Raw genomic sequence first — 24502 nt, 5'->3', positions numbered from 1 at the left:
GCCGGGGCGGACGCCGCCGGACCCTCGCCCCGTGGCCGACCGCCACGACGACGAGGGTCCCGCGGCGCCCACGACGGCAACCCTTCTCCGTGGTACGGCTCACCCGCGGTGCGCGGCCGCGGCCCGCACGCCGTACGGCGTGCCCGTGCCCATGACGGCGGTCACCGCGTACGCCGTACCGCTCACCCCCGGTCGGCAGGCGCTGACCCGTGGGCCTCGCCTGCTGCCCCGTGGTCCCTGCCCGCTGACCCGTGGTTCGCGTCCGCCGGCCCGCGACCTGCGTCTGCCGGCCCGCGGTCTGCGCCTGCTCTCCCATGGTCTGCGTCTGCTGTCCCGCGGTCTGCGTCTGCCGTCCCGCGGTCTGCGACCGCATACGCCTCCACCGACCACAGCGAGTAGCCGAAGCGGGTGGCCCGCTTGTCGCCCTGGATGCGGACGAACCGGGCGTCCTTGGCGTCCATCCGGACGGACTCGCGGCCGCCCTTGCCGTCCCGGACCGTGGCCGCCGTGCGCCAGCTGCGGCCGTCCGGCGAGACCTGGATGCGGTAGCGGGCGGCGTAGGCGTCCTGCCAGTTGAGGACGAGCCGGCCGAGGCGGGTCGGATGGGCCAGCGCGAACTGCAGCCAGGCGCCGTCCTCGGCGGTGGAGGACCAGCGGGTCCTGGGGTTGCCGTCGGTGGCCGCCGACGCCGGGAAGCCGGCGGTCTCGTCCCCGGAGGAGGTGGCGACGGTGCCGCGCGCCAGGTCCTTGTCGTCGGTGCGCGGATACGACCGCACGGTCAGCGTCCGCTCCGCGCCGCCGAAGCCCACCGGGATCTCATACGTCCCGGAGGGGGCGTCCTCGGGGACGTCGACCGTGATACGGACCATGGCCGTGCCGCCGCGCGGTGCGGTGACCTCCTTGGGGGCGTGCACGGTGAAGCCCTTGGGTGCCTTGACCGTCAGCTTTCCGCGGACATCGCCGGGGCGGCGGGAGTAGATCCGGGCGTCCACCGTCGCGCTGCCGCCGGTCGGGGCGTCGGACTCCTTGCGGGACAGTTCGAGCCCGGCGGCGGAGGTGTCGTCGAACCATGGGGTGACTGCGTGGACGGTCGGGGCGTCCGCCCCCTTCGCCCAGGTCAGCCGCACCGCGTCGGCGCGCAGCCGGGGCGTTTTCGACTCGGTCCAGCCGGTGGCGGAGAGCCGGTCGAGACGGCGCCAGCCCTCGCCCGGGACGTGCGCCTCCAGGGAGACGGCACCCGCGGACGGGCCCGGATCGGTCAGTGCGGTCACCGCGGCCAGCGGGCGGGTCCGCTCGAAGGGGACGGTCAGGGACGTCGGAGCGGCGCCGTCGTCGGGCCGGGGGGCGTCGTGGCGGGCGCCGGTCCAGGCGTCGGCCTCGGTCATGGCCCGCTCCAGGAACGGTGCCAGCACCCCCTTGCCGACCGTCGCCGGGCTGTGCGCGCACTCCTTGCGCAGTTGCTGCACCGCGCGCTGGGCCGACCAGGCGGCGTCACCGTCGTCATGGGCCTGCGCCATGAGCGTGTCGACGGCCTGTGCGCCGGCGCTGCCGTAGCGGGACAGTTGCTCGGCCCAGGGGCGGATCTCCGCGGCCAGGTCCGAGCGCAGGTCCCGGGGCGCGGTGCTCATGGTGCGGAACGCGGCCCGCAGTGCCTTGGCCGCCTTGGCGAGGTCCGGGTCACGGCCGGGCCGGCCGTGGTTGACCGCCACCTCGCGGGCCTTCCAGAAGCGGTCGATCAGGGGCTGCAGATAGCCGGATTCGGTGCGGTCCAGCACCGAGGAGGAGGCGTTGCCGGCCAGCGCGCGCAGCGCGGCACGGGCCCGCGGATCGCCGCCCGCCAGATCGTCGACGGCCGCGTCCCAGGACTGGGCCGGGCGGTAGTCGCGCGGGTTCCACGCATAGTCGGCGGCCGTGAACAGCGGGATGCGCGAGGCGAGCGGCTGCTGCATGGCGTTGGCGAGCAGCGCCGTGGAGCCGGTGGCGACGGCGGGCTCCCGGCCCCGGTAGGGGCCGAGGAAGATCCGGTCCTGGGCGTAGTCGTTGACCGGGTAGTTGTCCATGGTCACCAGGGGGTGGCCGAACGCCTGGCGGGCGGTGGACAGCTCCCCGCCGGTGATGGTCCGCGGGACCACGCCCACACCGGTCCAGGCCACCTCGACCCGGTCGCCGAGCGCATCGGACAGCGCCCGGCGGTACGCCGTCGAGCCGTCCTGGTAGTACTCGGTCGGCATCAGCGAGAGTGCCGCGGACTGCGGGTGCCGCTGCGCCAGATGCTCGGCGAGCGCATTGGCGACCCGGGCCTGGGCCCTGGCCGCGGCCCCGGGACCGGTGCCGAAGGCGTCCGCGTCGGCGTCGCAGTGCCATTCGCTGTAGCTGACGTCCTGGAACTGCAGCTGGAAGGAGCGCACCCCCAGCGCCCACATCGCGTCCACCTTGCGCCGCAGCGCCCGCAGGTCCTCCTCGGACGACAGGCACATCGCCTGGCCCGGGGCGAGGGCCCAGCCCAGCGTGACGTGGTTGGCGCGGGCCCGCTCGGCCAGCGCCCGGAACTCGGCCCGCCGGTCGGCCGGGTAGGGGTCGCGCCACCGGGCCTGGCGGTACGGATCGTCGCCGGGTGCGTACAGATAGTGGTTCTGCTTGGTGCGGCCCATGAAGTCCAGCTGGGCGAGCCGCTGGGACTGGCTCCAGGGCTGCCCGAAGAATCCCTCGGTGGTGCCGCGGACCGCCGTGCCGGGCCAGTCCCGTACGGTCACCGAGGCCAGCTGCCGGCCGCCCGCACGACTCCCGCCGGCGCCCCGGCCGGAATCTCCCCCCGCGCCGTCGGTGACCAGTTGCCGCAGTGTCTGCGCGGCGTGGAAGAGACCGTCGGGGCCGACACCGTCCAGGGCGACGGTGTCCCGGCCCGCGATCTGGCCCACGGCCAGCCGGTAGCCGCCGGCGGGCAGATCCCCGCGGGCCGGTGCCCGCAGCGCCCGCAGGGCGTCCGTGGCCTGCTTGCCGCCGACCAGGATCACCGGCCCGGCCGCGGGCAGCCGGTCGCCGGGCGCCGGCCGGTGGACCGTGTGCACCCCGGCGTCCCGCAGCAGGCCGCGCAGCACGTCCAGCGCGTAGGGGTCGGTGTCCGGTGCGGCCACCAGCGCCGCCTCGCCGCCGAGCGGCACGGCGGCGCCGAGTTCCTGCATCGACTGCGGGCGCGGCCAGACGGCGGGCAGCTGCCCGCCGTCGGCCGGCCGGTCCGGCTGGTCGGGGGCGCCGATGGTGGGGTCCGCGGGCGCCGCCTGGGCGCTGGGTACCCCGCCGAGCAGGCCTCCGATGACGGCGGCGGCCAGCGCGGTGGTCCCCGCCACCCGCGCACGGGCGCCCGCGCCGTTCCCCCTGCCGCCCCTACCGATACTTCCGACGCTCCATACGCCCCGGCCTCGCACGGCTGCTCCTCGTCCCCGTCCATCACTCGCCGGTCTGCACCGGCGCCCCGTTTTTCCCCGCCGATGCCCGTTCGGACAGACCTTCGGCCGTGAGCCCACCATTGTGGCGGTTCGGGTGTCAACAAGGCGATGGCGGGGGTCCCGGACAGTTTGGCCGGTAGTGGCCGCCGGCCGTTCCGAGGGCGGTATCCGGGGGCTCGCAGGTCCGCAGAGTTTCCGTCCCGATGCCCGCTTTCCCGGCGTTCTCTGCGTCCGCCGAGCTCCCCCACAGTGAAATCGCCTGCGTGAGGCATAATGTGACGTGGGTCACGTTTCGTGAGCAGATGCGTCTGCGATCGTGTCGAGTGGGTAGGGCCCACGTGTCCCATTACCGATGAACGGGAGGCCCTCGTGGCCGCATCCGCTCAGCTGCTCCTCGACGCTCTGTCCTCCAAACCGGGAGGTGCGACGATGGAGCCCGACATCTTCGACGGGGTGTCCGACCCCGATTCCGGCCTGGACGGCTCCGGATCCTTCAGCTTCATCGAGCCGCCACTGACCAGCGAGCCCCCGCTCGCCGATGCCGCGCCGCTGACCAGTGAGGTCCCGATCGCTGCCGAGCTGCCGCTGACCAGCGAGCCGACAGCCGCCGGCCTGGGTACGGAGTCCATGGAGGTCTGAGGACCCATGGGCCGCGCGCGGCTCGCCCGGCTGCACGGCATCGCCACGTCCTACGAGCCCTCGCCGGGCAGGAGCGTCCCGATCACCGGCGACACCGTCGTCGCCGTGCTCGCCGCACTGGGGGTCGATGCCTCCACCCCGCACGCCGTACGCACCGCCCTGGCCGCGTACGAGCAGGGCGCGGGCCGCGTCTTGCTTCCCGGCACCGTCGTCGCCCGCCCGGACCGGCCGCCCGACCTCGCCGGTCTCCCCGAAGGCACCGTCCTGCGGGTCGAGACCGAGAGCGGAGTGGCCGCGGAAGACCTGGCGGCGTCCGAGCCGGCGGCCCTCACCCGGCTGCCCCTCGGCGTCCATCTGCTGCACGCCCGCGCCCCCGACGGCCGCAGCGCCCGCGCCCGGCTGATCGTCGCGCCCGACCGGGTGCCCGCACCGCCCGGCCGCAGCCACGGCTTCCTGGTGCAGCTCTACTCGCTGCTGTCCCGGCAGTCCTGGGGCATGGGCGACCTGGGGGACCTCGCCGACCTCGCCGCCTGGTCCGGACGTGCCCTGGCCACCGGCTTCCTCCAGCTCAACCCGCTGCATGCGGCCGTCCCCGGTCCGCCCACCGACCCCTCGCCCTACCGGCCCTCCTCGCGCCGCTTCCCCGACCCGGTCCATCTGCGGATCGAACACATCCCGGAGTACGCCCAGCTCACCGGCGCCGCACGCTTACGGGCCGACGAGCTGGCCGGGCAGGCCCGTGCGCTGCGTGAGGGGGTGCTCGACGGGGGCGCGCTGATCGACCGGGACGCGGTCTGGGCGCTCAAGCGCGAGGCCCTGGAGCTGGTGTGTGCGATCCCGCTCACCCCGGGCCGGCGGGCCGCGTACTGCGACTTCCTCGCCGAGCAGGGCGAGGCGCTGGAGGACCACGCCACCTGGTGCGCGATCGCCGAGCGGCACGGTCCGGACTGGCGCGGCTGGCCCGACGGGCTGCGCGATCCGCGCTCCCCGGGCACGGCCCGGCTGCGGCCCCAGCTGCTGGACCGGATCGACTTCCACTGCCGGCTCGTCTGGCTCACCGACCAGCAGCTGGCCGCCGCGCAACGGGCCGCGCGGGAGGCGGGGATGGGCATCGGGCTGGTGCACGACCTCGCCGTCGGCGTCCATCCCTCCGGCGCCGACACCTGGTCGCAGCAGGACGCCTTCGCCGCCGGGATGTCCATCGGGGCGCCGCCGGATGCCTTCAACTCGCGTGGCCAGGACTGGGGTTTGCCGCCCTGGCGCCCGGACGCGCTGGCCGCCGCGGGCTACACCCCCTACCGGGAGCTGCTGCGCGGACTGCTGCGGCACGCCGGGGCGCTGCGCATCGACCATGTGATGGGGCTGTTCCGGCTGTGGTGGGTCCCGGAGGGCCGGCCGCCGACGGAGGGTGCCTACGTCCGCTACGACGGTGAGGCGATGCTCTCGGTGCTGGCCCTGGAGGCGCACCGGGCCTGCGCCGCGGTGATCGGCGAGGACCTGGGCACCGTCGAGCCGGGCGTCCGCGGCGCGCTCGCCGAACGGGGCGTCCTGGGGACGTCGGTGCTGTGGTTCGAGCGGGACTACGGGGGCGGGGAGCGGGAGGCCGAGGACGGGGAGGGAGACGGGGGCGGGGCGCGGCGGGACGGGGCGGCGGACGGCCCCGGTGCGGCCCTGGCGCCGGAGGCCGTGGCCGAGCCCGCCCACAAGCCCGACCCGGAGTCCGCCCACAAGCCCGTTCCGGAGCCCGACCCTGAGCCCGCGCCGACGGCCGTGGCCGAGCCCGTCCCGGAGCCCGACCCGGAGTCCGCCCCGACCGCCGCCCCCGAGCCCGTCGCCGTGGCCCGCATCCTGGCGCCCGAGGAGTGGCGCAGCGCCTGTCTGGCCACCGTCACGACCCACGATCTGCCGCCCACCGCGGCCCGGTTGACCGGCGAGGACGTCGCCCTGCGCGAGCGGCTCGGGCTGCTTGCCGGACCGCCGGAGCGGGAGCGGTCCCGGGCCCGGTACGAACGCGCCGAGTGGCTGCGGGAGTTGGTGCGGCACGGCCTGCTGCCCGAAGGGGCGGGCGACGAGGAAGCGGCCGTCAAGGCCGTACACCGCTTTCTGCTGCGCACGCCGGCACGGATGGTGGGCGTCTGGCTGCCCGACGCGGTGGGGGACCGGCGTCCGCAGAATCTCCCCGGGACATGGGATGAATACCCGAACTGGCGCCTGCCGATCGCCGGCCCCGACGGGCGTCCGCTCAGCCTTGAAGAGCTGGCCGCCTCGCCCCGCCTGCATGCGCTGATGCGGGAATTGGCCGACGGGCAGCGGTAGTCCGCCCCGCGGATCAGGGCCGGAAGCGCCCGGAACCCGCCACTGCACACACCCTTCCGGTACGCCACGCCGTCCGGCACCATGCCGTGGAAACCATCCAGACATCCGACCATTCATCGTGCGTGGTCGGCGAGTTGGAGGGAACCATGGCACTCCGCAGCACCCGGCGGACGCTGTGCGCGCTTGCGCTCACCGCGGCCGCCGCGCTCGTCCCCGTCCAGAGCTCCCTGGCCCAGTCACCGCCGACCGCCGCCGGCCCCTGCGACCGGCCCGTACGCCCCGCCTCCCAGATGGCCGTCGAGCCCTGCGACACCCCGGACCGCGTCATCGAGAAGGCCGCCCATATCGTCCCCACCAAGGGACAACTCGCCTGGCAGCAGAGGGAGATAACCGCCTTCACCCACTTCGGCATGAACACCTTCACCAACCGGGAATGGGGCTCCGGCGCCGAGGACGAGAAGCTCTTCGACGTCTCCGGCCGCTCCCGCATCGACGCCGACCAGTGGATGCGCGCGTACAAGGCGGCCGGCGCCGAGCAGGTGATGCTCACGGCCAAGCACCACGACGGGTTCGTGCTCTACCCGAGCCGCTACACACCGCACTCCGTCGCGGCGAGCCCCGGCCGCCCCGATGTCGTGGGTGCGTACGTCAGGGCCGCCCGCAAGGCCGGGCTGAAGGTCGGGATCTACCTCTCGCCCTCCGACGGCGCCGAACTCCCGCACGCCTGGCATGCGCAGTGGGTCGAGGAGATCCGCAGGAAGCAGCAGGAGGGCAAGCCGCTCAGCCTGCCCGAGCGGGTCGCCCTGGAGGACGGCGACCGGGCGCCGCGCGGCCTGGGCCGCTTCGGCAACGGCAGCAAGGTCACCGAGCGCACCATCCCCACCCTCGTCCCCGGCGACGACCGCGCCGCCGCCGTCCGCAGCGGCAGACTGCCCGTCTTCCATGTCCGGGCGGACGACTACGACGCGTACTACCTCAACCAGGTCTACGAGCTGTTCACGCAGTACGGTCCCCTCGACGAGCTGTGGCTGGACGGCGCCAACCCCTGGACGGACTCCGGCATCACCCAGAAATACGACGTCGGCCAGTGGTTCCGGCTGATCCACCGGCTCTCCCCGGACACCGTCGTCTTCGCCGGGCCGCAGGGCGCCCGCTGGGTCGGCAACGAGAGTGGCGTCGCACGGGAGACGGAGTGGAGTGTGACCCCCTCCGCCGAAGACCCCTGGACCGTGATGGCCGGCGGACTTCCCAACGACTCCACCGACCCCGACATCGGCTCCCGCGCCAAGCTCCTCGCGCCCACCACCAAGTACCTCCAGTGGTACCCGGCCGAGGCCGATGTCTCGCTGCGCCCCGGCTGGTTCCACCACCCCGGCGAACACCCCAAGACCCCGGCCGAGCTGATGGACCTGTACGAGAAGAGCGTGGGACGCAACGCCTCGCTGCTGCTGAACGTCCCGCCCGCCAAGGACGGCCGGATCGCCGCCGAGGACGTCGCCTCGCTCGCCGCCTTCGGGACCGCCGTGCGCGACACCTACGGCAGGGATCTGCGGGCGGCCGGACCCGGGCCCTGGACCTTCGACCGGATCGGGCTCGCCGAGGACATCCGTCACGGGCAGCGGGTCGAGCGCTTCGCCGTTCAGGCGCGGAGCGGCGGGACATGGACGACGCTCGCCCGGGGCACCACCATCGGGCACCGGCGGATCCTCGCGCTCCCGGCGCCGGTGACCGCCGACGCCGTACGGGTCACCGTCGAGCAGTCCCGCGGCCCGAGCCGCCTCGCGCCGGTGACGCTGCACCGGAGCCGGGCCGCGGGCGGCTGAGCGGCGCCGGCCCGGCGGGGCGCCGGTTGTGCCACCCCGGGCGCGCGGGGCGCCAGGGCGTCCGATACGTTGACTTCGTGAGCAACAAGGTCAATAAGAATGTCCTGCGCGCCGGAACCATCACCGCCGGCACCGCGCTGATGCTGCTGATGTCGTCCCCCGCGTTTGCGCTCACCCGCGACGATGGTGACGACCCGGGTCCGGGCCTGAGCGTGATCGCGACGCTCGGCCTCTATGTCGCTGCACCCATCGTGCTCTTCCTGATCATCGCCGGGCTGGTCGTCGCGGGCGACAAGTCCCGCAAGCAGGCCAAGTCCGCGGGCTGACGCCGGGCAGCAGTGACGCCTTCGGGGCGCCCCTCGGTTCACCAGAACCGTGGGGCGCCCTTTGTCGTACCCGGACAGGGCACCCACCCGTGACAAGAACCGGCGGGTGCCCTTTGTCGTACTCGGATATTTCCGCAGGTGAAAAAGGGGTTGCGAGGAGGCTATCGAGCGCTTTTCGACCGGTTTGAACAGGGCCCGGTGTTTAACCGGCCCTAACCTACGATGACGTAACCTACGGGTCCGTAGGTCAAACCTACGGACCCGTAGGTCATCGTCCCCAGGAGTCCCCCCGTGACCATCGCCCCCGCCCGCCATAACGGAGAGCTCGGCCAGGCCGCCTGGAGCGACGCTCAGCTGCTCTATGCGCTCGAAGAGGTCGTAGAGAAGGAACTCAACCGCCATCTGAAGATCGCCAAGGACTGGATGCCCCACGAGTACGTGCCGTGGAGCGACGGGCGCAACTTCCCCGGGCCGCTGGACGGCGAGGCCTGGGACCCCGAGCAGTCCAAGGTCAGCGACATCGGCCGGATCGCCCTCGTGGTCAACCTCCTCACCGAGGACAACCTCCCCAGCTACCACCACGAGATCGCCACCCTCTTCGGCCGCGACGGCGCCTGGGGCACCTGGGTGCACCGCTGGACCGCCGAGGAGGGCCGGCACGGCATCGTGATGCGCGACTACCTGCTCACCAGCCGTGCGGTCGACCCGGACGAGCTGGAGCAGTTCCGCATGGCCCACATGTCGGAGGGCTTCGAGTCCGACAACTCGCACAGCATGCTGCACTCGGTGGCGTACGTCGCCTTCCAGGAGCTGGCCACCCGGATCTCGCACCGCAACACCGGCCACCACTCCGGCGACCCGGTCTGCGACCGGATGCTGGCCCGGATCGCCACCGACGAGAACCTCCACATGGTCTTCTACCGCAACCTCCTCGGCGCGGCCTTCGAGATGGCGCCCGACCAGACCATGAGCGCGGTGCGCGACGTCGTCACCGGCTTCCGGATGCCCGGCCACGGCATGCCCGGCTTCGAGCGCTCGGCCGCCCGGATGGCCATCGGCGGGATCTACAACATGCGGATCCACCACGACGATGTGCTCCAGCCGGTGCTGCGCTATCTGAAGGTGCTGGAGATCGGCGGGCTCGGCCCGGCCGGGCTGGCGGCGCAGGAGGAGCTGGGGCTGTTCATGGACGGTCTGGACAGCCAGGCGCGGAAGTTCGACGAGCGCCAGGCCGCCATCCTCGCCCGCCGCGAGGCCAACCGCCGCGGCTGACGGCTGACCCGGCCGGCTTCCCGCCGCCGTCGCCCGCGGGCGGGTGGCCGCGGCGGGTGCGTACGCTGCCCGCATGGCCGACTGGGACCTCAAAAAGCTGCGTATCCTGCGCACCCTCCAAGAGCTGGGCACGGTCACCGCGACCGCCGAGGCGCTGCACATGACGCCCTCGGCGGTCTCCCAGCAGCTGACCGGGCTGGCCAAGGCGCTCGGGGTCACGCTGCTGGAGGCCCACGGCCGGCGGGTACGGCTGACCGACGCCGCGCAGCTGGTGCTGCGGCACGCCGAGGCGGTCTTCGCCCAGCTGGAGCGCGCGGACGCGGACCTGCTCGGCTACCTCCAGGGCGAGGCGGGCCAGGTACGGGTCGGCGCGTTCTCCACGGCCATCCCGGCCCTGGTGGTCCCGGCCGTCCGAGAGCTGCGCCGTACGCATCCGGGCCTGTCGGTCGCCGTACGGGAGGCGGAGGCGGAGGCCGCCTACGAACTGCTGGCACAGGGCAGCGTCGATCTGGCGCTGTCGCTGGCCGCGCACGCCCCCACCCCGCGCGACCCCAAGTTCAGCCGGGTCTCGCTGCTCGCCGACCCGCTGGACGTGGCGCTGCCGGCCGGCCATCCGCTGGCCGGTGAGCCGGGGCTGCGGCTGGCCGATCTGGCGGGCGAGCCCTGGATCTTCGGCAGCAGCGGGCCCTGGTCGCAGATCACCACCACCGCCTGCGAGAGCGCCGGGTTCGTGCCCGAGCAGGCGCATGCCGCCGCCGACTGGAGCGCGATCTGGGCGATGGTCGCGGCCGGGATGGGCGTGGCGCTGGTGCCGCGGATGGCCATGGCGGGCGGCCTCGGCGCCGTCGGACGTCAGGAAGCCGTCGGGCGCGGTGAAGAGGGGCACGGCGTATCCGCCGAGCGCGGCGCCGGGGGAGTGGTGCTGCGGGTCCTGCACGCCGACCAGCCGCGCCGCCATGTGATCGCCGCCGCCCGGCGCGGCTCCGAAGGGGCGCCGGGCCCGGCCCGGGTGCTGGCCGCGCTCCGGCAGGCGGCCGCCGCGCAGACGCCGGGGGACACCACCATTCAGTCCAGCTGAACGTATTCCTCAAAAACTTTCGATGGACCTGAGGGGTCGCCCGCTGCGACCGTGGAGCGGTCCGCACCTCCCGCCCATCGAAAGGCCACGATGACCGCCAACCCGGCCGCCGACACCACTGATCCGCACGCCAACGACGCCAACCCGTACGGTGGCGGAGACCCCTACGCCGACTACCGCGGCGGGGACTTCCCCTTCACCTCGTTCGTCGATCTCGCCGACCGCCGTTTCGGCGCCGGAGTGATCGCCGCGAACGACGAGTTCTTCGCCGAGCGCGAGAATCTGCTGAAGCCCACCCCGGCGGTCTTCGACCCCGAGCACTTCGGCCACAAGGGCAAGATCATGGACGGCTGGGAGACCCGGCGCCGCCGCGGCACCGACGGCGAGAACCCCTTCCCGGCCGACGACGAGCACGACTGGGCCCTGATCCGCCTCGCCGCCCCCGGCGTGATCCGCGGCGTCATCGTCGACACCGCCCACTTCCGCGGCAACTACCCCCAGCAGGTCACCGTCGAGGCCACCGCCCTCCCCGGCAGCCCGAGCCCCGAGGAGCTGCTCGCCGACGAGGTGAAGTGGGAGGAGCTGGTCCCGCGCACCCCCGTCCGCGGCCACGCCGCCAACGGTTTCGCGGTCACCGTGGAGCGCCGCTTCACCCACCTGCGGCTCAAGCAGCATCCCGACGGTGGCATAGCCCGCCTCCGGGTCCACGGCGAGGTCGTGCCGGACCCGGAGTGGCTCGATGTGCTGGGCACCCTCGACCTGGCCTCCGTCATGCACGGGGGCACCGTCGAGGACGCCTCCGACCGCTTCTACTCCTCGCCCACCCAGGTCATCCGGCCCGATCTGTCCCGCAAGATGGACGACGGCTGGGAGAACCGCCGCCGCCGGGTCAAGAACACCAACGACTGGGTGCGCTTCCGTCTCGCCGCCCAGGGCGAGATCCGCGCCGTGGAGATCGACACCGCCTACCTCAAGGGCAACTCAGCGGGCTGGGCCGCCCTGTCCGGGTGCGACGGCGACCCGTCCGACGAGGCCTCCTGGTTCGAGATCCTGCCGAAGACGAAGCTCCAGCCCGACACCCCGCACCGCTTCAAGCTGCCGGCGGCCGTGACGGCCACCCACGTACGGCTGGACGTCTTCCCCGACGGCGGCCTCGCGCGGCTGCGCCTGCACGGCGCCCTCACCGCGGCGGGCCGCGCCGCCCTCGGCAGCCGCTTCGACGCCCTCGACGGCTGAGCCGCAACCCCCTCTTCCACCGGGCCCCGACGGAGGGGCGGGGCCCGGTGGACACCGGCGCGTCCGGCGGACGGAAGCCACCGGGCCCGTCCGCCGGGCGTCAGCACCGGCCGTGGCGGCGGAAGGAGATCCCGCCGCCACGGCGGGCAACCCCCGAGGACGGGGGCCTGGCGCGATCCGCGCCGGCGGACACCACCGGGCAGCGGGTCAGGCCGCCGCGTCCGCGGCCTGCGCCTTCAGGGCCCGCTCGATCCCCGCCCGCGACTCGGTCATCAGCCGGCGCAGCGCCGCGCTCGGCTCGGCCGACGCCAGCCAGGCCTCCGTGGCGTCCAGCGTCTCCTGCGAGACCTGCAGCGCCGGGTAGAGACCCACCGCGATCTGCTGGGCCATCTCATGGCTGCGGGAGTTCCAGATGTCCTTCACCGCGGCGAAGTACTTCGCGGTGTACGGCGCCAGCAGCTCCCGCTGGTCGGTCTGCACAAAGCCGCCGATGACGGCCTCCTGCAGGGAGTTGGGGAGCTGGTCCGACTCCACCACCGTGGCCCAGGCCTCGGCCTTCGCCTCCGCCGTGGGACGCGCCGCGCGGGTCGTCGCGGCGTACCGCTCGCCCGCCGAGGTCTTGTCCCGGTCCAGCTCCGCCGCGATGGCCTTCTCGTCCGCCCGGCCGGTGGCGGCCAGCCGGTGCAGCAGCGCCCAGCGCAGCTCGGTGTCCACGGCGAGCCCGGGGATCTCCTCGGTACCGTCCAACAGGCCCTGCAGCAGGTCCAGTTGCTCGTCCTCACGGGCCGAGGCGGCGAACGCACGGGCCCAGGCCAGCTGGTGGTCGCTGCCCGGCTCGGCCGCCCGCAGCTGCTCCAGGGCCGCCGCCGTCCAGGCCGCCAGCCCCGTCTCGCGCCACTCCGGCGCCGCGTACAGGTCCAGCGCCAGCTTCACCTGGCGGTGCAGCGACTGGACGACGCCGATGTCCGACTCCTTGCCGATGCCGGACAGCACCAGCGAGAGGTAGTCGCGGGTGGGCAGTTCGCCGTCCCGCGTCATGTCCCAGGCCGACGCCCACGACAGGGCGCGCGGCAGCGACTCGGTGAAGTCGCCGAGGTGCTCGGTGACGACCTTCAGCGACTCCTCATCCAGCCGGACCTTGGCGTACGACAGATCGTCGTCGTTGAGGAGGAGGACGGCCGGACGCTGCTTGCCCGTCAGCTGCGGTACGGGGGTCAGCGCACCGTCCACGTCCAGCTCGATCCGCTCGGTGCGGACCAGCTTTCCGCCCTGCAGCTCATAGGCGCCGATCGCGATCCGGTGCGGTCGCAGCACCGGCTCGCCCTTGGCGCCGGCCGGCAGCGCCGGGGCCTCCTGCCTGACCGCGAAGGAGGTGACGACGCCCTCGGCGTCCACCTCGATCTCCGGCCGCAGGATGTTGATCCCCGCCGTCTCCAGCCACTTCTTCGACCAGGTCTTCAGATCCCGCCCGCTGGTCTCCTCCAGCGCGCCGAGCAGGTCCGACAGCCGGGTGTTCCGGTACGCGTGCGCCTTGAAGTAGGCCTGTACGCCCTGGAAGAACTCGTCCATGCCGACGTAGGCGACCAGCTGCTTGAGGACGCTGGCCCCCTTGGCGTAGGTGATGCCGTCGAAGTTGACCAGCACATCGTCGAGGTCGTTGATCTCGGCCATGATCGGGTGGGTGGAGGGCAGCTGGTCCTGCCGGTACGCCCAGGTCTTCATGGAGTTGGCGAACGTCGTCCACGAGTGCGGCCACCTGGAGCCCGGGGCGTAGGCCTGGCAGGCGATCGAGGTGTAGGTGGCGAACGACTCGTTCAGCCACAGGTCGTTCCACCACTCCATGGTGACCAGGTCGCCGAACCACATGTGCGCCAGCTCGTGCAGGATCGTCTCGGCACGCACCTCGTACGCCGCGTCCGTCACCTTCGACCGGAAGACGTACTGGTCGCGGATGGTCACCGCGCCCGCGTTCTCCATCGCGCCGGCGTTGAACTCCGGCACGAAGAGCTGGTCGTACTTCTCGAACGGGTAGGCGTAGTCGAACTTCTCCTGGAACCAGTCGAAGCCCTGCCGGGTGACCGCGAAGATCTGCTCGGAGTCGAGGTGCTTCGCCAGCGACGGCCGGCAGTAGATGCCCAGCGGCACCGTCCGCCCGTCCTTCTCGTACGAGCTGTGCACGCTGTGGTAAGGACCGGCGATCAGCGCCGTGATGTACGTCGAGATCCGCGGTGTCGGGGCGAACTGCCAGATGTTTCCGTTCGGCTCCGGCGTCGGCGAATTGGAGATCACCGTCCAGCCCTCCGGGGCCTTCACGGTGAACCGGAACGTCGCCTTCAGATCCGGCTGTTCGAAGGACGCGTACACCCGTCGCGCATCCGGTACCTCGAACTGCGTGTACAGATAGGCCTGTTGGTCCACCGGGTCGACAAAGCGGTGCAGCCCCTCACCGGTGTTGGTGTAGGCGCAGTCCGCCACCACCGTCAGCTCATTGCCGCCGGCCCGCAGCCCCGACAGGGCGATCCGCGAGTCCTTGAACACCTCGCCCGGATCCAGCGCCTCGCCGTTGAGCACCACCTCGCGCACGGCCGGCGCGACCAGGTCGATGAAGGAGTCCGCGCCCGCCTCGGCCGCATCGAAACGCACCGTCGTCACCGACCGGAACGTGCCACCCCCGCTCTCGGCGTCGCCCGGGGTACCCCCCTCCTGCGCGCCGGAGAGGTCGAGATCGATCTCATACGCGTCCACGGTCAGCAGGCGCGCCCGCTGCTGCGCCTCGTCGCGGGTCAGATTCGTGCCAGGCACCAGGTCATCTCCTCGTAAGCGTCCTCGTATGCGGCGTTCCCGTCATCCTTCCACGGCGCGGGGCCCGTGATCGCGGACAGTTTGCGATCGGGCGCCGCCCGGTCCGCGCCCGCCGCCCGCCGCCCGCGGCCGCAAACGCGGCGTCCGATTCCCGCCAGCGCTCCGCGCCCGCGACGCCGACGCTGGACCCATGACGACCCACACCGCGCACCGGACCCACCGAGCCCCGCACCCGACGGCCCACACCGCCCTTGCCATCCCGGAGACCGCCCTCAAGGAACTCCGGGTCACCGACGACGCCGGGTGGCCCACCGAACCGTTCACCGCCCGTGAGGACGGTGTGCCGCACGACTGCGTCGGGTCGCTGCTGCGCTGCTGTCTGCGCGACGCCCGCGCCGGCGAGCGGGTGGCCCTGGTCGCGTACGCGCCGCTGCGCCGCTGGGCGGCCGGGACCGGGGCGAAGCCCGGGGCGTACGACGAGCAGGGGCCGGTGTTCATCCATGCCGGGGCGTGCGGCGGGCCGGACGGTGCGGCCGGCAGGTATCCGGCTGTACGGGCCGGTGCGCTGCGCGTGCTGCGCCGCTACAACACCCAGGGGCGGATCGTCGGCGGCCGGCCCCTGGAGGTGCCCGAGGACGCCCAGGCCGCGTTCGACGCGGCCCTCACGGAGGCGTTCGCGGACCCGGAGGTGGCTCTGGTGCACGTCCGGGCCGTGGAGTACGGGTGCTTCCAGTTCGAGGTCCGGCCGGGCCGCTAGGGCCTGAAAACGGCGGGTGCCCGTACGGAGTCTCCGTACGGGCACCCGCCGTTTGCGGTGCGGTGCGGTCAGCCGCGCAGCTCCGCCGCGACCAGCTCCGCGATCTGGACGGCGTTCAGCGCCGCGCCCTTGCGGAGGTTGTCGTTGGAGACGAACAGCGCCAGGCCGTTCTCGGCGGTCTCGTCCGTGCGGATACGGCCCACGAAGGACGCGTCCTGGCCGGCGGCCTGGAGCGGGGTGGGGACGTCGGAGAGGGTGACACCGGGGGCGCCGGCCAGCAGCTCCTGGGCGCGGGCGGGGCTGATCGGACGCGCGAAGCGGGCGTTGATCTGCAGCGAGTGGCCGGTGAAGACCGGGACGCGGACGCAGGTGCCGGACACCTTCAGCTCCGGGATCTCCAGGATCTTGCGGCTCTCGTTACGGAGCTTCTGCTCCTCGTCGGTCTCGTTCAGACCGTCGTCGACGACCGAGCCGGCCATCGGCAGCACATTGAAGGCGATCGGAGCGACGTACTTGTCCGGCTCCGGAAACTCCACCGCGCCACCGTCGTGCGTCAGCTTGGTGGCGTCCTGCTCGACGGCCTTGCGGACCTGGCCGTCCAGCTCCTCCACACCGGCCAGACCACTGCCGGAGACCGCCTGGTAGGTGGCGACGACCAGCGAGACCAGACCGGCCTCGTCGTGCAGCGGGCGCAGCACCGGCATCGCGGCCATGGTGGTGCAGTTCGGGTTGGCGATGATGCCCTTGGGGCGCTCGGTGATCGCCGACGGGTTGACCTCGGAGACGACCAGCGGGACCTGGGGGTCACGGCGCCAGGCCGAGGAGTTGTCGATCACGACGGGGCCCGCGTTGGCGACCTTCTCCGCCAGCGCCTTGGACGTGGCGCCGCCGGCCGAGAAGATCACGATGTCCAGCGCCGAGAAGTCGGCGGTGGCCGCGTCCTCGACCGTGATCTCGGTGTCCTGCCACGGGAGCGTACGTCCGGCGGACCGGGCCGAAGCGAACAGCCGCAGCTGCTCGACCGGGAAGTTTCGCTCGGCGAGGATGCCCCGCACCACGCCGCCGACCTGTCCGGTGGCTCCGACGATTCCGATCCTCATGGGACTCCTTCTTTCTGGACCTGACATAGGTGTCTGCTCGGAACACCTGCTCAGTAGTGCCTCCATCATGTGTGTGACACCCGTCGCCTTGTCCAATCCGTTCCATTCCGTGGCGGGTCGGGAGGCCGGACGGCGACAGAGTGTGTCGATGTATGCGCGGTGCGTAGTGGCCGGGTCGGCGGGGGCTGAGCGGTCCGGGTACCCCGGGGGATGAACGGCCGGTGACCGCCGGCCGCACCCGCGGGCAGGGCTCCATGACCGGCAGATGGCCGGCAGATCCCTGTGCGGTGATGGGTTTTCCGCGTTGCGGTGGCGTTCACGCTCAGGTCATCCCCGATGCCAAGCATCCCAGGTGACAGGGCAGTTGTGCTGCCCGGCCGCTTTCGCGTTCGCACCCGGGGAGCCTGCGTATGTCCCGTATACGGTCCGCCGCCGCTACTTTCGACCGCCGTACGTTCCTCACCGCCACCGGAGCCGTCGGTGCCGCCACCGGTCTCGGGCTGGCCTTCGGCGTCGGCCCGGACCGGCCGGCGCAGGCCGCCACCGTCACCTCCGGCCCGGCCCCGGCGGCGCCCGTCCCGGTCGATGCCCCCGCCGTTCCCCGTACGCCGTACCACCGGGGCACCACCCTCGGCGGGGTGTCCGCCCCGCGCGGCAGCGGGGGCTATCGCCGGCTCGCCGACGGCCCCGCCTGGGACCGGGTCGTCCGCGCCGATCTCGCCACGGCACACGGCGGGCGCGACCGGCGGCGCACCGCACTGGCGTCGTTCGTGCAGTTCACCGATCTGCACCTGGTCGATGTGCAGAGCCCGCTGCGCTACGAGTACCTGCGCGCCGAGACCGCCAGCGCCTGGCGGCCGCAGGAGGCGCTGTCGGTGGCCGGGGTCGTCTCGCTGATCGAGCGGGTCAATGCGCTGCCCGGCGGGCCCGCCACCGGCGCCCCGCTGTCCTTCGTGATGACCACCGGCGACAACACCGACAACAACTCCAAGCTGGAGCTGGAGTGGTTCCTGACCGCGATGAGCGGCGGCCGGATCACCCCGAATTCCGGCGACCCGCGCCGCTACGAAGGCGTCCAGGACAGCGGGCACAAGCTGTACTGGCAGCCGGACAGCGCGCTGCGCGACGCCGACAAGAAGCTGGGCTTCCCGCAGCTGGACGGGTTCCTGCAGGCCGCGATCCGCACCGTCCACAGCCCGGGACTGCGACTGCCCTGGTATTCGACGGTGGGCAACCACGACTCGCTGCCCGGCGGGTGCTACGCCCCCGGCGACTCCTTCTGGACCGAGATCGCCACCGGCGGCCGCAAGCTGGAGACGCTGCCCGCCGCGGAGGCCGCAAAGGTCTGGAAGGCGGTCAAGGACGGCCTCGACCCCAAGGGGGCGGACTTCAAGCGGCTGCTGAAGGCGCACGCCAAGCAGGCCAGGGCGGTCACCCCCGACGAGCGGCGCGCCCCCTTCACCCGGGCCGAGTATCTGCGCGCCCACCTCGACCCGGCGCACACCGGCCCCGGCCCGCACGGCCACGGCTACACCGCCGCGCATCTCGACACGAACCGCCTCTACTACACCTTCCGGGTCTCCGACGATGTCCTCGGGATCAGCCTGGACACCACCGACCCCGGCGGCCACTACACCGGCTCCGTCGGTGACGCCCAACTGCGCTGGCTGGAGCGGACGCTGAAGGAGAACGAGAAGGGGGAGAAGGCCCATGTCCTGGTCTTCAGCCACCACACCAGCAAGACGATGAACAACACCCGGCCCGACCCGGCCCACCCGCAGGAGCGGCGGCACACCGGCGCGGAGCTGGTGGACGTGCTGGCCGCCCACCCCCGCGTCGTCGGCTGGATCAACGGCCACAGCCACAAGAACGACATCGTCGCGCACGGCAGCTTCTGGGAGATCTCCACCGCTTCCCACATCGACTTCCCGCAGCTGGCCCGGGTCATCGAGCTGGTGGACAACCACGACGGCACGCTGTCGCTGTTCACCACCCTGGTCGAGTCGGCCGCCCCGCACCGCACGGACTTCAGCGACCTCTCGCAGACCGGACTGGCCGCCCTCTACCGCGAGCTGTCCTTCAACGCCCCCGAGGCCCGTACGGACCTCGCGGGCACGGCCCGGGACCGTAACGTCGAGCTGCTGCTCAAGCGGCACTGACGGCGTCCGGTCCGAGCGCCGGGCCCCGGCGGTCCGGTCGGCGCACCTAGCGCGGCAGGACCACGACATACGCGCTCGGCTCCCGGTCCCCTGCCGCCATCAGGGCCGTACGGATCACCGCGGCCTGCTGCTCGGGTGCCGTGCGCAGGGTGCGCGGCAGACAGCGGACGACGGTGATGCCCAGCCGCTCCAGATGCTCGCGCTTGTGGAAGAACGGCGACTGCAGCGGGTCCTCCTCGGGGCGCGGTGTCCGGGTGTCGATCTCCAGGGCCACCGCGTGCTCCGGCCAGAAGGCGTCCACGCCGCCCAGGTGCGGCCCTCCCGGCAGCCGCAGCTCGACGTTCCACAGCGGGTCGGGCAGGCCGTGGGCGTGGACCATCGCATAGAGCCGCTGCTCGGCCAGCGCCCGGCCCTCGGCCAGCAGGGTGTCCACCGCGTCCATCACGTGCGGCCGGGTCAGCAGCCGGGCCCGGCTCAGCTCCCGTACCACCGAGGTCGCCTCGCAGTGGCCGCCGCGCACCGCCTCGGTCAGCAGCCGGCGCACTCTCGTGGCGTCGGTGAGCGTGCCGACCGCGTCCGCCACCGCGCGCGGCACCGGCGCGGCCGGCACTCCGGTGATCTCCTGCGCGACGGGCAGTTCCACGGTCCGCACGATCCGCGCGAAACCGGTCGAGCGCAGCCGCCGGGTGCGGGCCACCAGTACCTCGATGCGCTCCAGGGCGAGCAGCGGGGGCACCTCGGCGAAGCCGTGCAGGGCGAGCGCCGCCAGTCCCGTGATCATCGCCTCGGGGGCGTCGTCGGACCCGTCGCTTTGCCGGGGCACCGTCGGCCCCCGGTGGCCGGCGTACAGCAGGGCCGCATGCAGCCGTTCCTCGCTGGTGGGCGGTCCCGGGTGCAGGAGATAGACGCCGGGGAGCAGTTGTTGCCAGGGGCCGCCGGGGCGGCAGCGTTCGGCGGTCTCCGCCGCCGGGATGCCGTGCTCACGCAGCTGACGGGTGGTCATCACCCGGCACTGCGCCTCGGAGAGGTGGCGGAGGGGGAGGGGGGAGAGCGGGGCGTCGTGGTTCATGACCCGTCGATTCCCGCACCCGCTCCACCCCCTAACCGTTGTTACACGCCCGTACCACAAACCGGACAACCCTGTACTAAAGTACGGGCGTTCGACTGCCGAAAAGAGCTGGTCGCCAGGGGGGTTACGGCCTCGGTCCGGCCGCCTCGTCACAAGCCTGTGCACGCAGTGCCCGCGCCAGATCGTCCCGCTTCTCCAGGACCATCCGCCGCAGCGCGGGCGCCGCCTGTGCATGCCCGGCCAGCCAGCCGTCCGCGGCGTCCAGCGTGGCCTGCTCCACCTGCCAGGACGGGAACAGCCCGCGCACCACCTCCATCGCGATCTCGATGGAGCGCTCCTGCCACACCCGCTCGATCGCCGCGAAGTAGCGCGGCAGGTACGGGGCCAGCAGCTCCCGCTGCCCGAACTGCGCGAACCCGGCGATCGTCGCCTCCACCAGGGCGTTGGAGAGTGCGTCGGACTCCACGACCTGGGCCCACGCCTGCGCCTTGACCTCGGCCGAGGGGCGGGCGGCCAGGCAGCGCACCTGGTGGCGCTTGCCGGAGGCGGTGTTGTCGCGGGCCAGCTCGGCGGCGATCACCTTCTCGTCCGCGACGCCGTGCGCGGCCAGCGGCTCCAGGATCGTCCAGCGCAGCTCCTGGTCGACGTCCAGGCCGTCGATCTTCGCCGTACCGTCCAGCAGCCCCTGGAGCAGCTGGAGATCGGCGGGGGCGGCGGCGAGGGCGACGAAGTGCCGGGCCCAGGCGAGCTGATGGCCGCTGCCGGGCTCGGCCAGCCGCAGCTCGTGCAGCGCGCCCTCGGCCGACTCCCGGGTGGCGCGCTCCTGGCGGTCCGGCGCGGAGTACTGCTCCAGCGCCGTCTGCGCCTGCCCGTGCAGCGACTGCAGCACGCCGATGTCGCTCTCCCGGCCGGCGAACCGCCGCACCAGATCGAGGTAGTCGCGGGCCGGCATCAGCCCGTCGCGGGTCAGGCCCCACAGCGCGGCCCAGCACAGCGCCCGCGCCATCGGGTCGGCCAGTTCGCCGAGCCGGGCCCGCAGGGTGGCCAGCGACCCCTCGTCGAAACGGACCTTGGCGTACGTCAGGTCCTCGTCGTTGACCAGCACCAGCTCGGGCCGTTCGAGGCCGGCCAGCTCGGGCACGCCGGTCCGCGGCCCGGAGACGTCCACCTCGGCGCGGGCGTAGCGCACCAGTGCCGAGTCCGCGTCCCGGCGCCGGTAGAGACCGACCGCGATCCGGTGCGGCCGCAGCTCGGGGTGCGAGGGGGCCGCCTCCTGGAGGACGCTCAGCTCGGTGATCCGGTCCTGGGCGTCATAAGTGACCTGTGGCGTCAGGGAGTTGACGCCCGCGGTCTCCAGCCAGGACCGTGACCAGGACGCCAGGTCCCGGCCGGAGGTCTCCTCCAGCACCGTCAGCAGATCCGTCAGCCGGGTGTTGCCGTAGGCGTGCCGCTTGAAGTAGCGCCGGGCGCCCTCCAGGAAGGCGTCCTGCCCCACGTACGCCACCAGCTGCTTGAGAACCGCGGCGCCCTTGGCGTAGGTGATGCCGTCGAAGTTGAGCTTGGCGTCCTCCAGGTCACGGATGTCGGCGGTGACCGGGTGGGTGGAGGGCAGTTGGTCGGCGCGGTAGGCCCAGGACTTACGGCGGTTGGCGAAGGTGATCCAGCCGCCCGTGAAGCGCGTCGCCTCCACCAGGGCGAAGGCGCCCATGAAGTCCGCATAGGACTCCTTGAGCCACAGGTCGTTCCACCACTGCATGGTGACCAGATCGCCGAACCACATGTGCGCCATCTCGTGCAGGATGACGTTGGCCCGGCTCTCGTAGGAGGCGTCGGTCACCTTCCCGCGGAAGATGAACTCCTCGCGGAAGGTGACACAGCCCGGGTTCTCCATGGCGCCGAGGTTGTACTCCGGGACGAAGGCGCTGTCGTACTTCCCGAAGGGGTACGGGAAGTCGAAGTGGTCGTGGAAGAAGTCCAGGCCCTGCTTGGTGACGGTGAAGATGTCGTCCGCGTCGAAGTGCTTCGCCAGGCCCTTGCGGCACAGCGCGCCCAGCGGGATCTCCAGCTCGGTGCCGTCCTCGAAGGTGCGGCGGTAGCTGTCGGAGACGTAGTGGTACGGGCCGGCGACCACGGCCGTGATGTACGTCGAGATCGGCTCGGTGGTGGCGAAGCGGTGCCGGCCGCCCTCGGCCCCGCCCTCCTGCGCGCCGTTGCTGAGCACCCGCCAGCCCTCGGGGGCGGTGACCTCGAAGGTGAACGGGGCCTTGAGGTCGGGCTGTTCGAAGTTGGCGAAAACCCGGCGGGAGTCGGCCGGCTCGTACTGGGTGTAGAGGTAGACCTCGCCGTCCTCGGGGTCCACGAAGCGGTGCAGGCCCTCGCCGGTCCGGCTGTATGCGCACCGCGCGTCGACGACGAGGGTGTTCTCGGCGGCCAGCCCGTCCAGCGTGATCCGGGTGCCGTCGAAGACCGCCGCGGGGTCCAGCTCCCGGCCGTTGAGGGTGACGGAGGTGACCGCGGGCGCCAGCAGGTCGGCGAAGGTCGAGGCGCCGGGCTCGGCACAGGAAAAGCGCAGGGTCGTCCGGGAGCGGAAGGTCTCAGCGGCCGGACCGGAGGCGACCGCTGAGCGGACGTCCAGTGCCACGTCGTAGGCGTCGACGCTCAGCAGCCGGCCCCGTTCACGTGCCTCGTCCCGGGACAGATTCTCACCTGGCACGGCGTGACTCCCTCGTCCTCGTCTCGAATATCGAACAACGGGAATCATGGCACGCCCGCTGTCGGTTGAACCTTCCACGGAACAGCACCGTTGACCGACGCAGCACAGCTCTCATAAGGAGACCCCGTGTCCGACACCGCGAAGACCCCCGCAGACTTCTGGTTCGACCCGCTGTGCCCCTGGGCGTGGATGACGTCCCGCTGGATGCTGGAGGTGGAGAAGGTCCGGCCGGTCGAGGTGCGCTGGCATGTGATGAGCCTGGCCGTGCTGAACGAGGACAAGCTCGACGAGCTGCCCGAGGGGTACCGCGACCTGCTGGCGACCGCCTGGGGCCCGGTGCGGGTGTGCATCGCCGCCGAGCAGCAGCACGGCAGCGAGGTGCTCGGCCCGCTCTACACCGCGCTCGGCACCCGCTTCCACAACCGCGGCCTGGAGCGCACCCGCGAGACCATCGTGGACGCCCTCCAGGAGGCCGGTCTGCCCGCCGAACTGGCCGATGCGGCGGACTCCGACGCGTACGACAAGCAGCTGCGGGCCTCCCACAAGGACGGTATCGACCTGGTCGGCCAGGAGGTCGGCACCCCGGTCATCGCCGTCCCCGGGCACGACGGCGAGCAGATCGCCTTCTTCGGGCCGGTCGTCACCCCGGCCCCCAAGGGCGAGGAGGCCGCCAAGCTGTGGGACGGGACGCTGATGGTCGCGTCCATCCCCGGCTTCTACGAGATCAAGCGGACGCGGACGCAGGGCCCGATCTTCGACTGAGGTCCGGCACCGAGACACAGGGGAGCGCCTCCGCACGTATCGGACGTGCGAAGGCGCTCCGTCATTCCGCCTGCCGGGTGAACGGTGAGAAGACGATCACGAGGCAGGACGACTGCGGCCGCGGGCGGGGCCGTTACGGCGCCGGCAGCAGGCTGTGCGCACGCGCCTTGGCGGACGCGTAGCGCTTGGCGACGTCCTGCCAGTTCACGACCTGCCACATGGCCTCGATGAAGTCCACCTTCTGGTTCTTGTACTGCAGGTAGAAGGCGTGCTCCCAGGCGTCGAAGACCAGGACCGGGACCGAGCCCTGCCCGACGTTGCCCTGGTGGTCGTAGACCTGCTCGACGATCAGCCGGCCGCTGACCGGCTCGTAGGCCAGCACGCCCCAGCCGGAACCCTGGGTGGTGGCCGCGGCCTTCGTCAGCTGGGCCTTGAAGGCCGCGAACGTGCCGAAGGACTCGGCGATCGCGTCGGCCAGCTCGCCCACGCCGTCCTTCGCCAGCGGCTCGCCGCCGCCCTCGCCGGTCATGTTGTGCCAGTAGATGCTGTGCAGGATGTGGCCGGAGAGGTGGAACGCGAGGTTCTTCTCCAGGCCGTTGACGTTGCCCCACTGGTCCTTGTCGCGCGCCTCGGCGAGCTGTTCCAGGGTGTCGTTCGCGCCCTTCACATACGCCGCGTGGTGCTTGTCGTGGTGCAGCTCGATGATCTCGGGGCTGATGACCGGGGCCAGCGCCGAGTAGTCGTACGGAAGTTCAGGAAGTGTGTAGGTGGCCATGCCGAGCCTCTCCAACTGCTTACGACTTCTTATTGCAATTGATGTGCAAGAGCACGCTACCAGCAGGAGTGATCACCGGCCGGGTTTGGGGACCGGCCTGGTCCCAAAGACGCAGGCGGGGGGGGGGGGGGGGGGGGGGGGGGGGGGGGGGGCCCGGCCCGGCGGCGGGGGGGCGGCGGGGGGGGGCGGGGGGGCGGCGCGCGCCCCCCCCCCCCCCCCCCGCGCCCGC

The 24502-nt window shown here is 72.5% G+C and carries 16 protein-coding genes; 10 read left to right on the top strand and 6 right to left on the bottom strand.

All coding sequences use genetic code 11. The annotated features are described in order from the left end of the window. Positions 1-182 precede the first annotated feature (182 nt). Positions 183-3347, bottom strand: a complete 3165-nt coding sequence (locus tag ACGFWI_RS13895; RefSeq protein ID WP_393906187.1) for a beta-N-acetylglucosaminidase domain-containing protein — start codon at positions 3345-3347, stop codon at positions 183-185. A 468-nt stretch (positions 3348-3815) separates the two neighbouring features. On the opposite strand from ACGFWI_RS13895, the gene ACGFWI_RS13890 reads away from it, so the two are divergent. The 7 genes from ACGFWI_RS13890 to alc all read left to right on the top strand — a co-directional run bounded on the left by ACGFWI_RS13890 (position 3816) and on the right by alc (position 12136). Next, positions 3816-4085, top strand: a complete 270-nt coding sequence (locus tag ACGFWI_RS13890) for a hypothetical protein (protein WP_393906186.1) — start codon at positions 3816-3818, stop codon at positions 4083-4085. 6 nt (positions 4086-4091) lie between these two features. Next, a complete protein-coding gene (malQ, locus tag ACGFWI_RS13885; RefSeq protein ID WP_393906185.1) occupies positions 4092-6401 on the top strand; it encodes a 4-alpha-glucanotransferase in 2310 nt (769 codons plus the stop codon). 146 nt (positions 6402-6547) lie between these two features. Continuing rightward, positions 6548-8224: an alpha-L-fucosidase gene (locus tag ACGFWI_RS13880; protein WP_393906184.1), complete on the top strand. Its 1677-nt coding sequence runs from the start codon at positions 6548-6550 to the stop codon at positions 8222-8224. 77 nt (positions 8225-8301) lie between these two features. Further along, a complete protein-coding gene (locus ACGFWI_RS13875) occupies positions 8302-8550 on the top strand; it encodes a hypothetical protein (RefSeq protein ID WP_393906183.1) in 249 nt (82 codons plus the stop codon). Positions 8551-8841: 291 nt separating this feature from the next. Then, positions 8842-9822 (top strand): acyl-ACP desaturase, encoded by a 981-nt coding sequence (locus ACGFWI_RS13870; protein ID WP_393906182.1) that lies wholly within the window; start codon positions 8842-8844, stop codon positions 9820-9822. Between the two features lie 73 nt (positions 9823-9895). Beyond that, positions 9896-10900, top strand: a complete 1005-nt coding sequence (locus ACGFWI_RS13865) for a LysR family transcriptional regulator (protein ID WP_393906181.1) — start codon at positions 9896-9898, stop codon at positions 10898-10900. A gap of 90 nt (positions 10901-10990) precedes the next feature. Next, a complete protein-coding gene (alc, locus tag ACGFWI_RS13860) occupies positions 10991-12136 on the top strand; it encodes an allantoicase (protein ID WP_393906180.1) in 1146 nt (381 codons plus the stop codon). A gap of 207 nt (positions 12137-12343) precedes the next feature. Here the strand turns inward: alc and pepN (ACGFWI_RS13855) are convergent, their stop codons facing one another. Then, positions 12344-14938, bottom strand: a complete 2595-nt coding sequence (pepN, locus tag ACGFWI_RS13855; RefSeq protein WP_393906179.1) for an aminopeptidase N — start codon at positions 14936-14938, stop codon at positions 12344-12346. A 190-nt stretch (positions 14939-15128) separates the two neighbouring features. Here pepN (ACGFWI_RS13855) and ACGFWI_RS13850 point away from each other — a divergent pair, with 190 nt between their 5' ends. Beyond that, positions 15129-15695 (top strand): DUF1203 domain-containing protein, encoded by a 567-nt coding sequence (locus ACGFWI_RS13850; protein WP_393906178.1) that lies wholly within the window; start codon positions 15129-15131, stop codon positions 15693-15695. A gap of 68 nt (positions 15696-15763) precedes the next feature. On the opposite strand, the gene ACGFWI_RS13845 is transcribed toward ACGFWI_RS13850, so the two are convergent. Beyond that, positions 15764-16795, bottom strand: a complete 1032-nt coding sequence (locus ACGFWI_RS13845; protein WP_393906177.1) for an aspartate-semialdehyde dehydrogenase — start codon at positions 16793-16795, stop codon at positions 15764-15766. A gap of 410 nt (positions 16796-17205) precedes the next feature. Between ACGFWI_RS13845 and ACGFWI_RS13840 the strand changes: the two genes are divergently transcribed. Next, positions 17206-18954 carry a TIGR03767 family metallophosphoesterase gene (locus ACGFWI_RS13840; protein ID WP_393906176.1) on the top strand — a complete coding sequence of 583 codons (1749 nt, stop codon included), beginning with the start codon at positions 17206-17208 and terminating at the stop codon, positions 18952-18954. 46 nt (positions 18955-19000) lie between these two features. Here ACGFWI_RS13840 and ACGFWI_RS13835 read toward each other — a convergent pair whose 3' ends face one another. Together ACGFWI_RS13835 and pepN (ACGFWI_RS13830) are read right to left on the bottom strand one after the other, a co-directional pair. Then, entirely contained in the window at positions 19001-20023 is a 1023-nt protein-coding gene (locus ACGFWI_RS13835; RefSeq protein ID WP_393906175.1) for a hypothetical protein, read from the bottom strand. A 124-nt stretch (positions 20024-20147) separates the two neighbouring features. Beyond that, the gene (pepN, locus tag ACGFWI_RS13830) at positions 20148-22736 is read right to left on the bottom strand and encodes an aminopeptidase N (protein ID WP_393906174.1); all 2589 of its coding nucleotides are present in this window, start codon (positions 22734-22736) and stop codon (positions 20148-20150) included. Positions 22737-22862: 126 nt separating this feature from the next. Here pepN (ACGFWI_RS13830) and ACGFWI_RS13825 point away from each other — a divergent pair, with 126 nt between their 5' ends. Further along, positions 22863-23498, top strand: coding sequence for a DsbA family protein (locus ACGFWI_RS13825; RefSeq protein ID WP_393906173.1), 636 nt, complete (start codon positions 22863-22865; stop codon positions 23496-23498). Between the two features lie 133 nt (positions 23499-23631). Here the strand turns inward: ACGFWI_RS13825 and ACGFWI_RS13820 are convergent, their stop codons facing one another. Further along, on the bottom strand, positions 23632-24273 hold the full coding sequence (locus tag ACGFWI_RS13820) for a superoxide dismutase (protein ID WP_393906172.1): 642 nt from the start codon (positions 24271-24273) through the stop codon (positions 23632-23634). Positions 24274-24502 lie beyond the last annotated feature (229 nt).

The sequence above is a fragment of the Streptomyces sp. NPDC048434 genome (assembly GCF_043200375.1).
Taxonomy (GTDB): domain Bacteria; phylum Actinomycetota; class Actinomycetes; order Streptomycetales; family Streptomycetaceae; genus Streptomyces.
This window is presented reverse-complemented; position numbering and strand designations above follow the sequence as displayed.

Excerpts from the sequence above, each read along its gene's own strand:
- malQ (WP_393906185.1), top strand. The coding sequence starts at position 4,092 with ATGGGCCGCGCGCGGCTCGCCCGGCTGCACGGCATCGCCACGTCCTAC.
- ACGFWI_RS13880 (WP_393906184.1), top strand. The coding sequence starts at position 6,548 with ATGGCACTCCGCAGCACCCGGCGGACGCTGTGCGCGCTTGCGCTCACC.
- ACGFWI_RS13865 (WP_393906181.1), top strand. The coding sequence starts at position 9,896 with ATGGCCGACTGGGACCTCAAAAAGCTGCGTATCCTGCGCACCCTCCAA.
- alc (WP_393906180.1), top strand. The coding sequence starts at position 10,991 with ATGACCGCCAACCCGGCCGCCGACACCACTGATCCGCACGCCAACGAC.
- ACGFWI_RS13850 (WP_393906178.1), top strand. The coding sequence starts at position 15,129 with ATGACGACCCACACCGCGCACCGGACCCACCGAGCCCCGCACCCGACG.
- ACGFWI_RS13845 (WP_393906177.1), bottom strand. The coding sequence starts at position 16,795 with ATGAGGATCGGAATCGTCGGAGCCACCGGACAGGTCGGCGGCGTGGTG.
- ACGFWI_RS13840 (WP_393906176.1), top strand. The coding sequence starts at position 17,206 with ATGTCCCGTATACGGTCCGCCGCCGCTACTTTCGACCGCCGTACGTTC.
- ACGFWI_RS13835 (WP_393906175.1), bottom strand. The coding sequence starts at position 20,023 with ATGAACCACGACGCCCCGCTCTCCCCCCTCCCCCTCCGCCACCTCTCC.
- ACGFWI_RS13820 (WP_393906172.1), bottom strand. The coding sequence starts at position 24,273 with ATGGCCACCTACACACTTCCTGAACTTCCGTACGACTACTCGGCGCTG.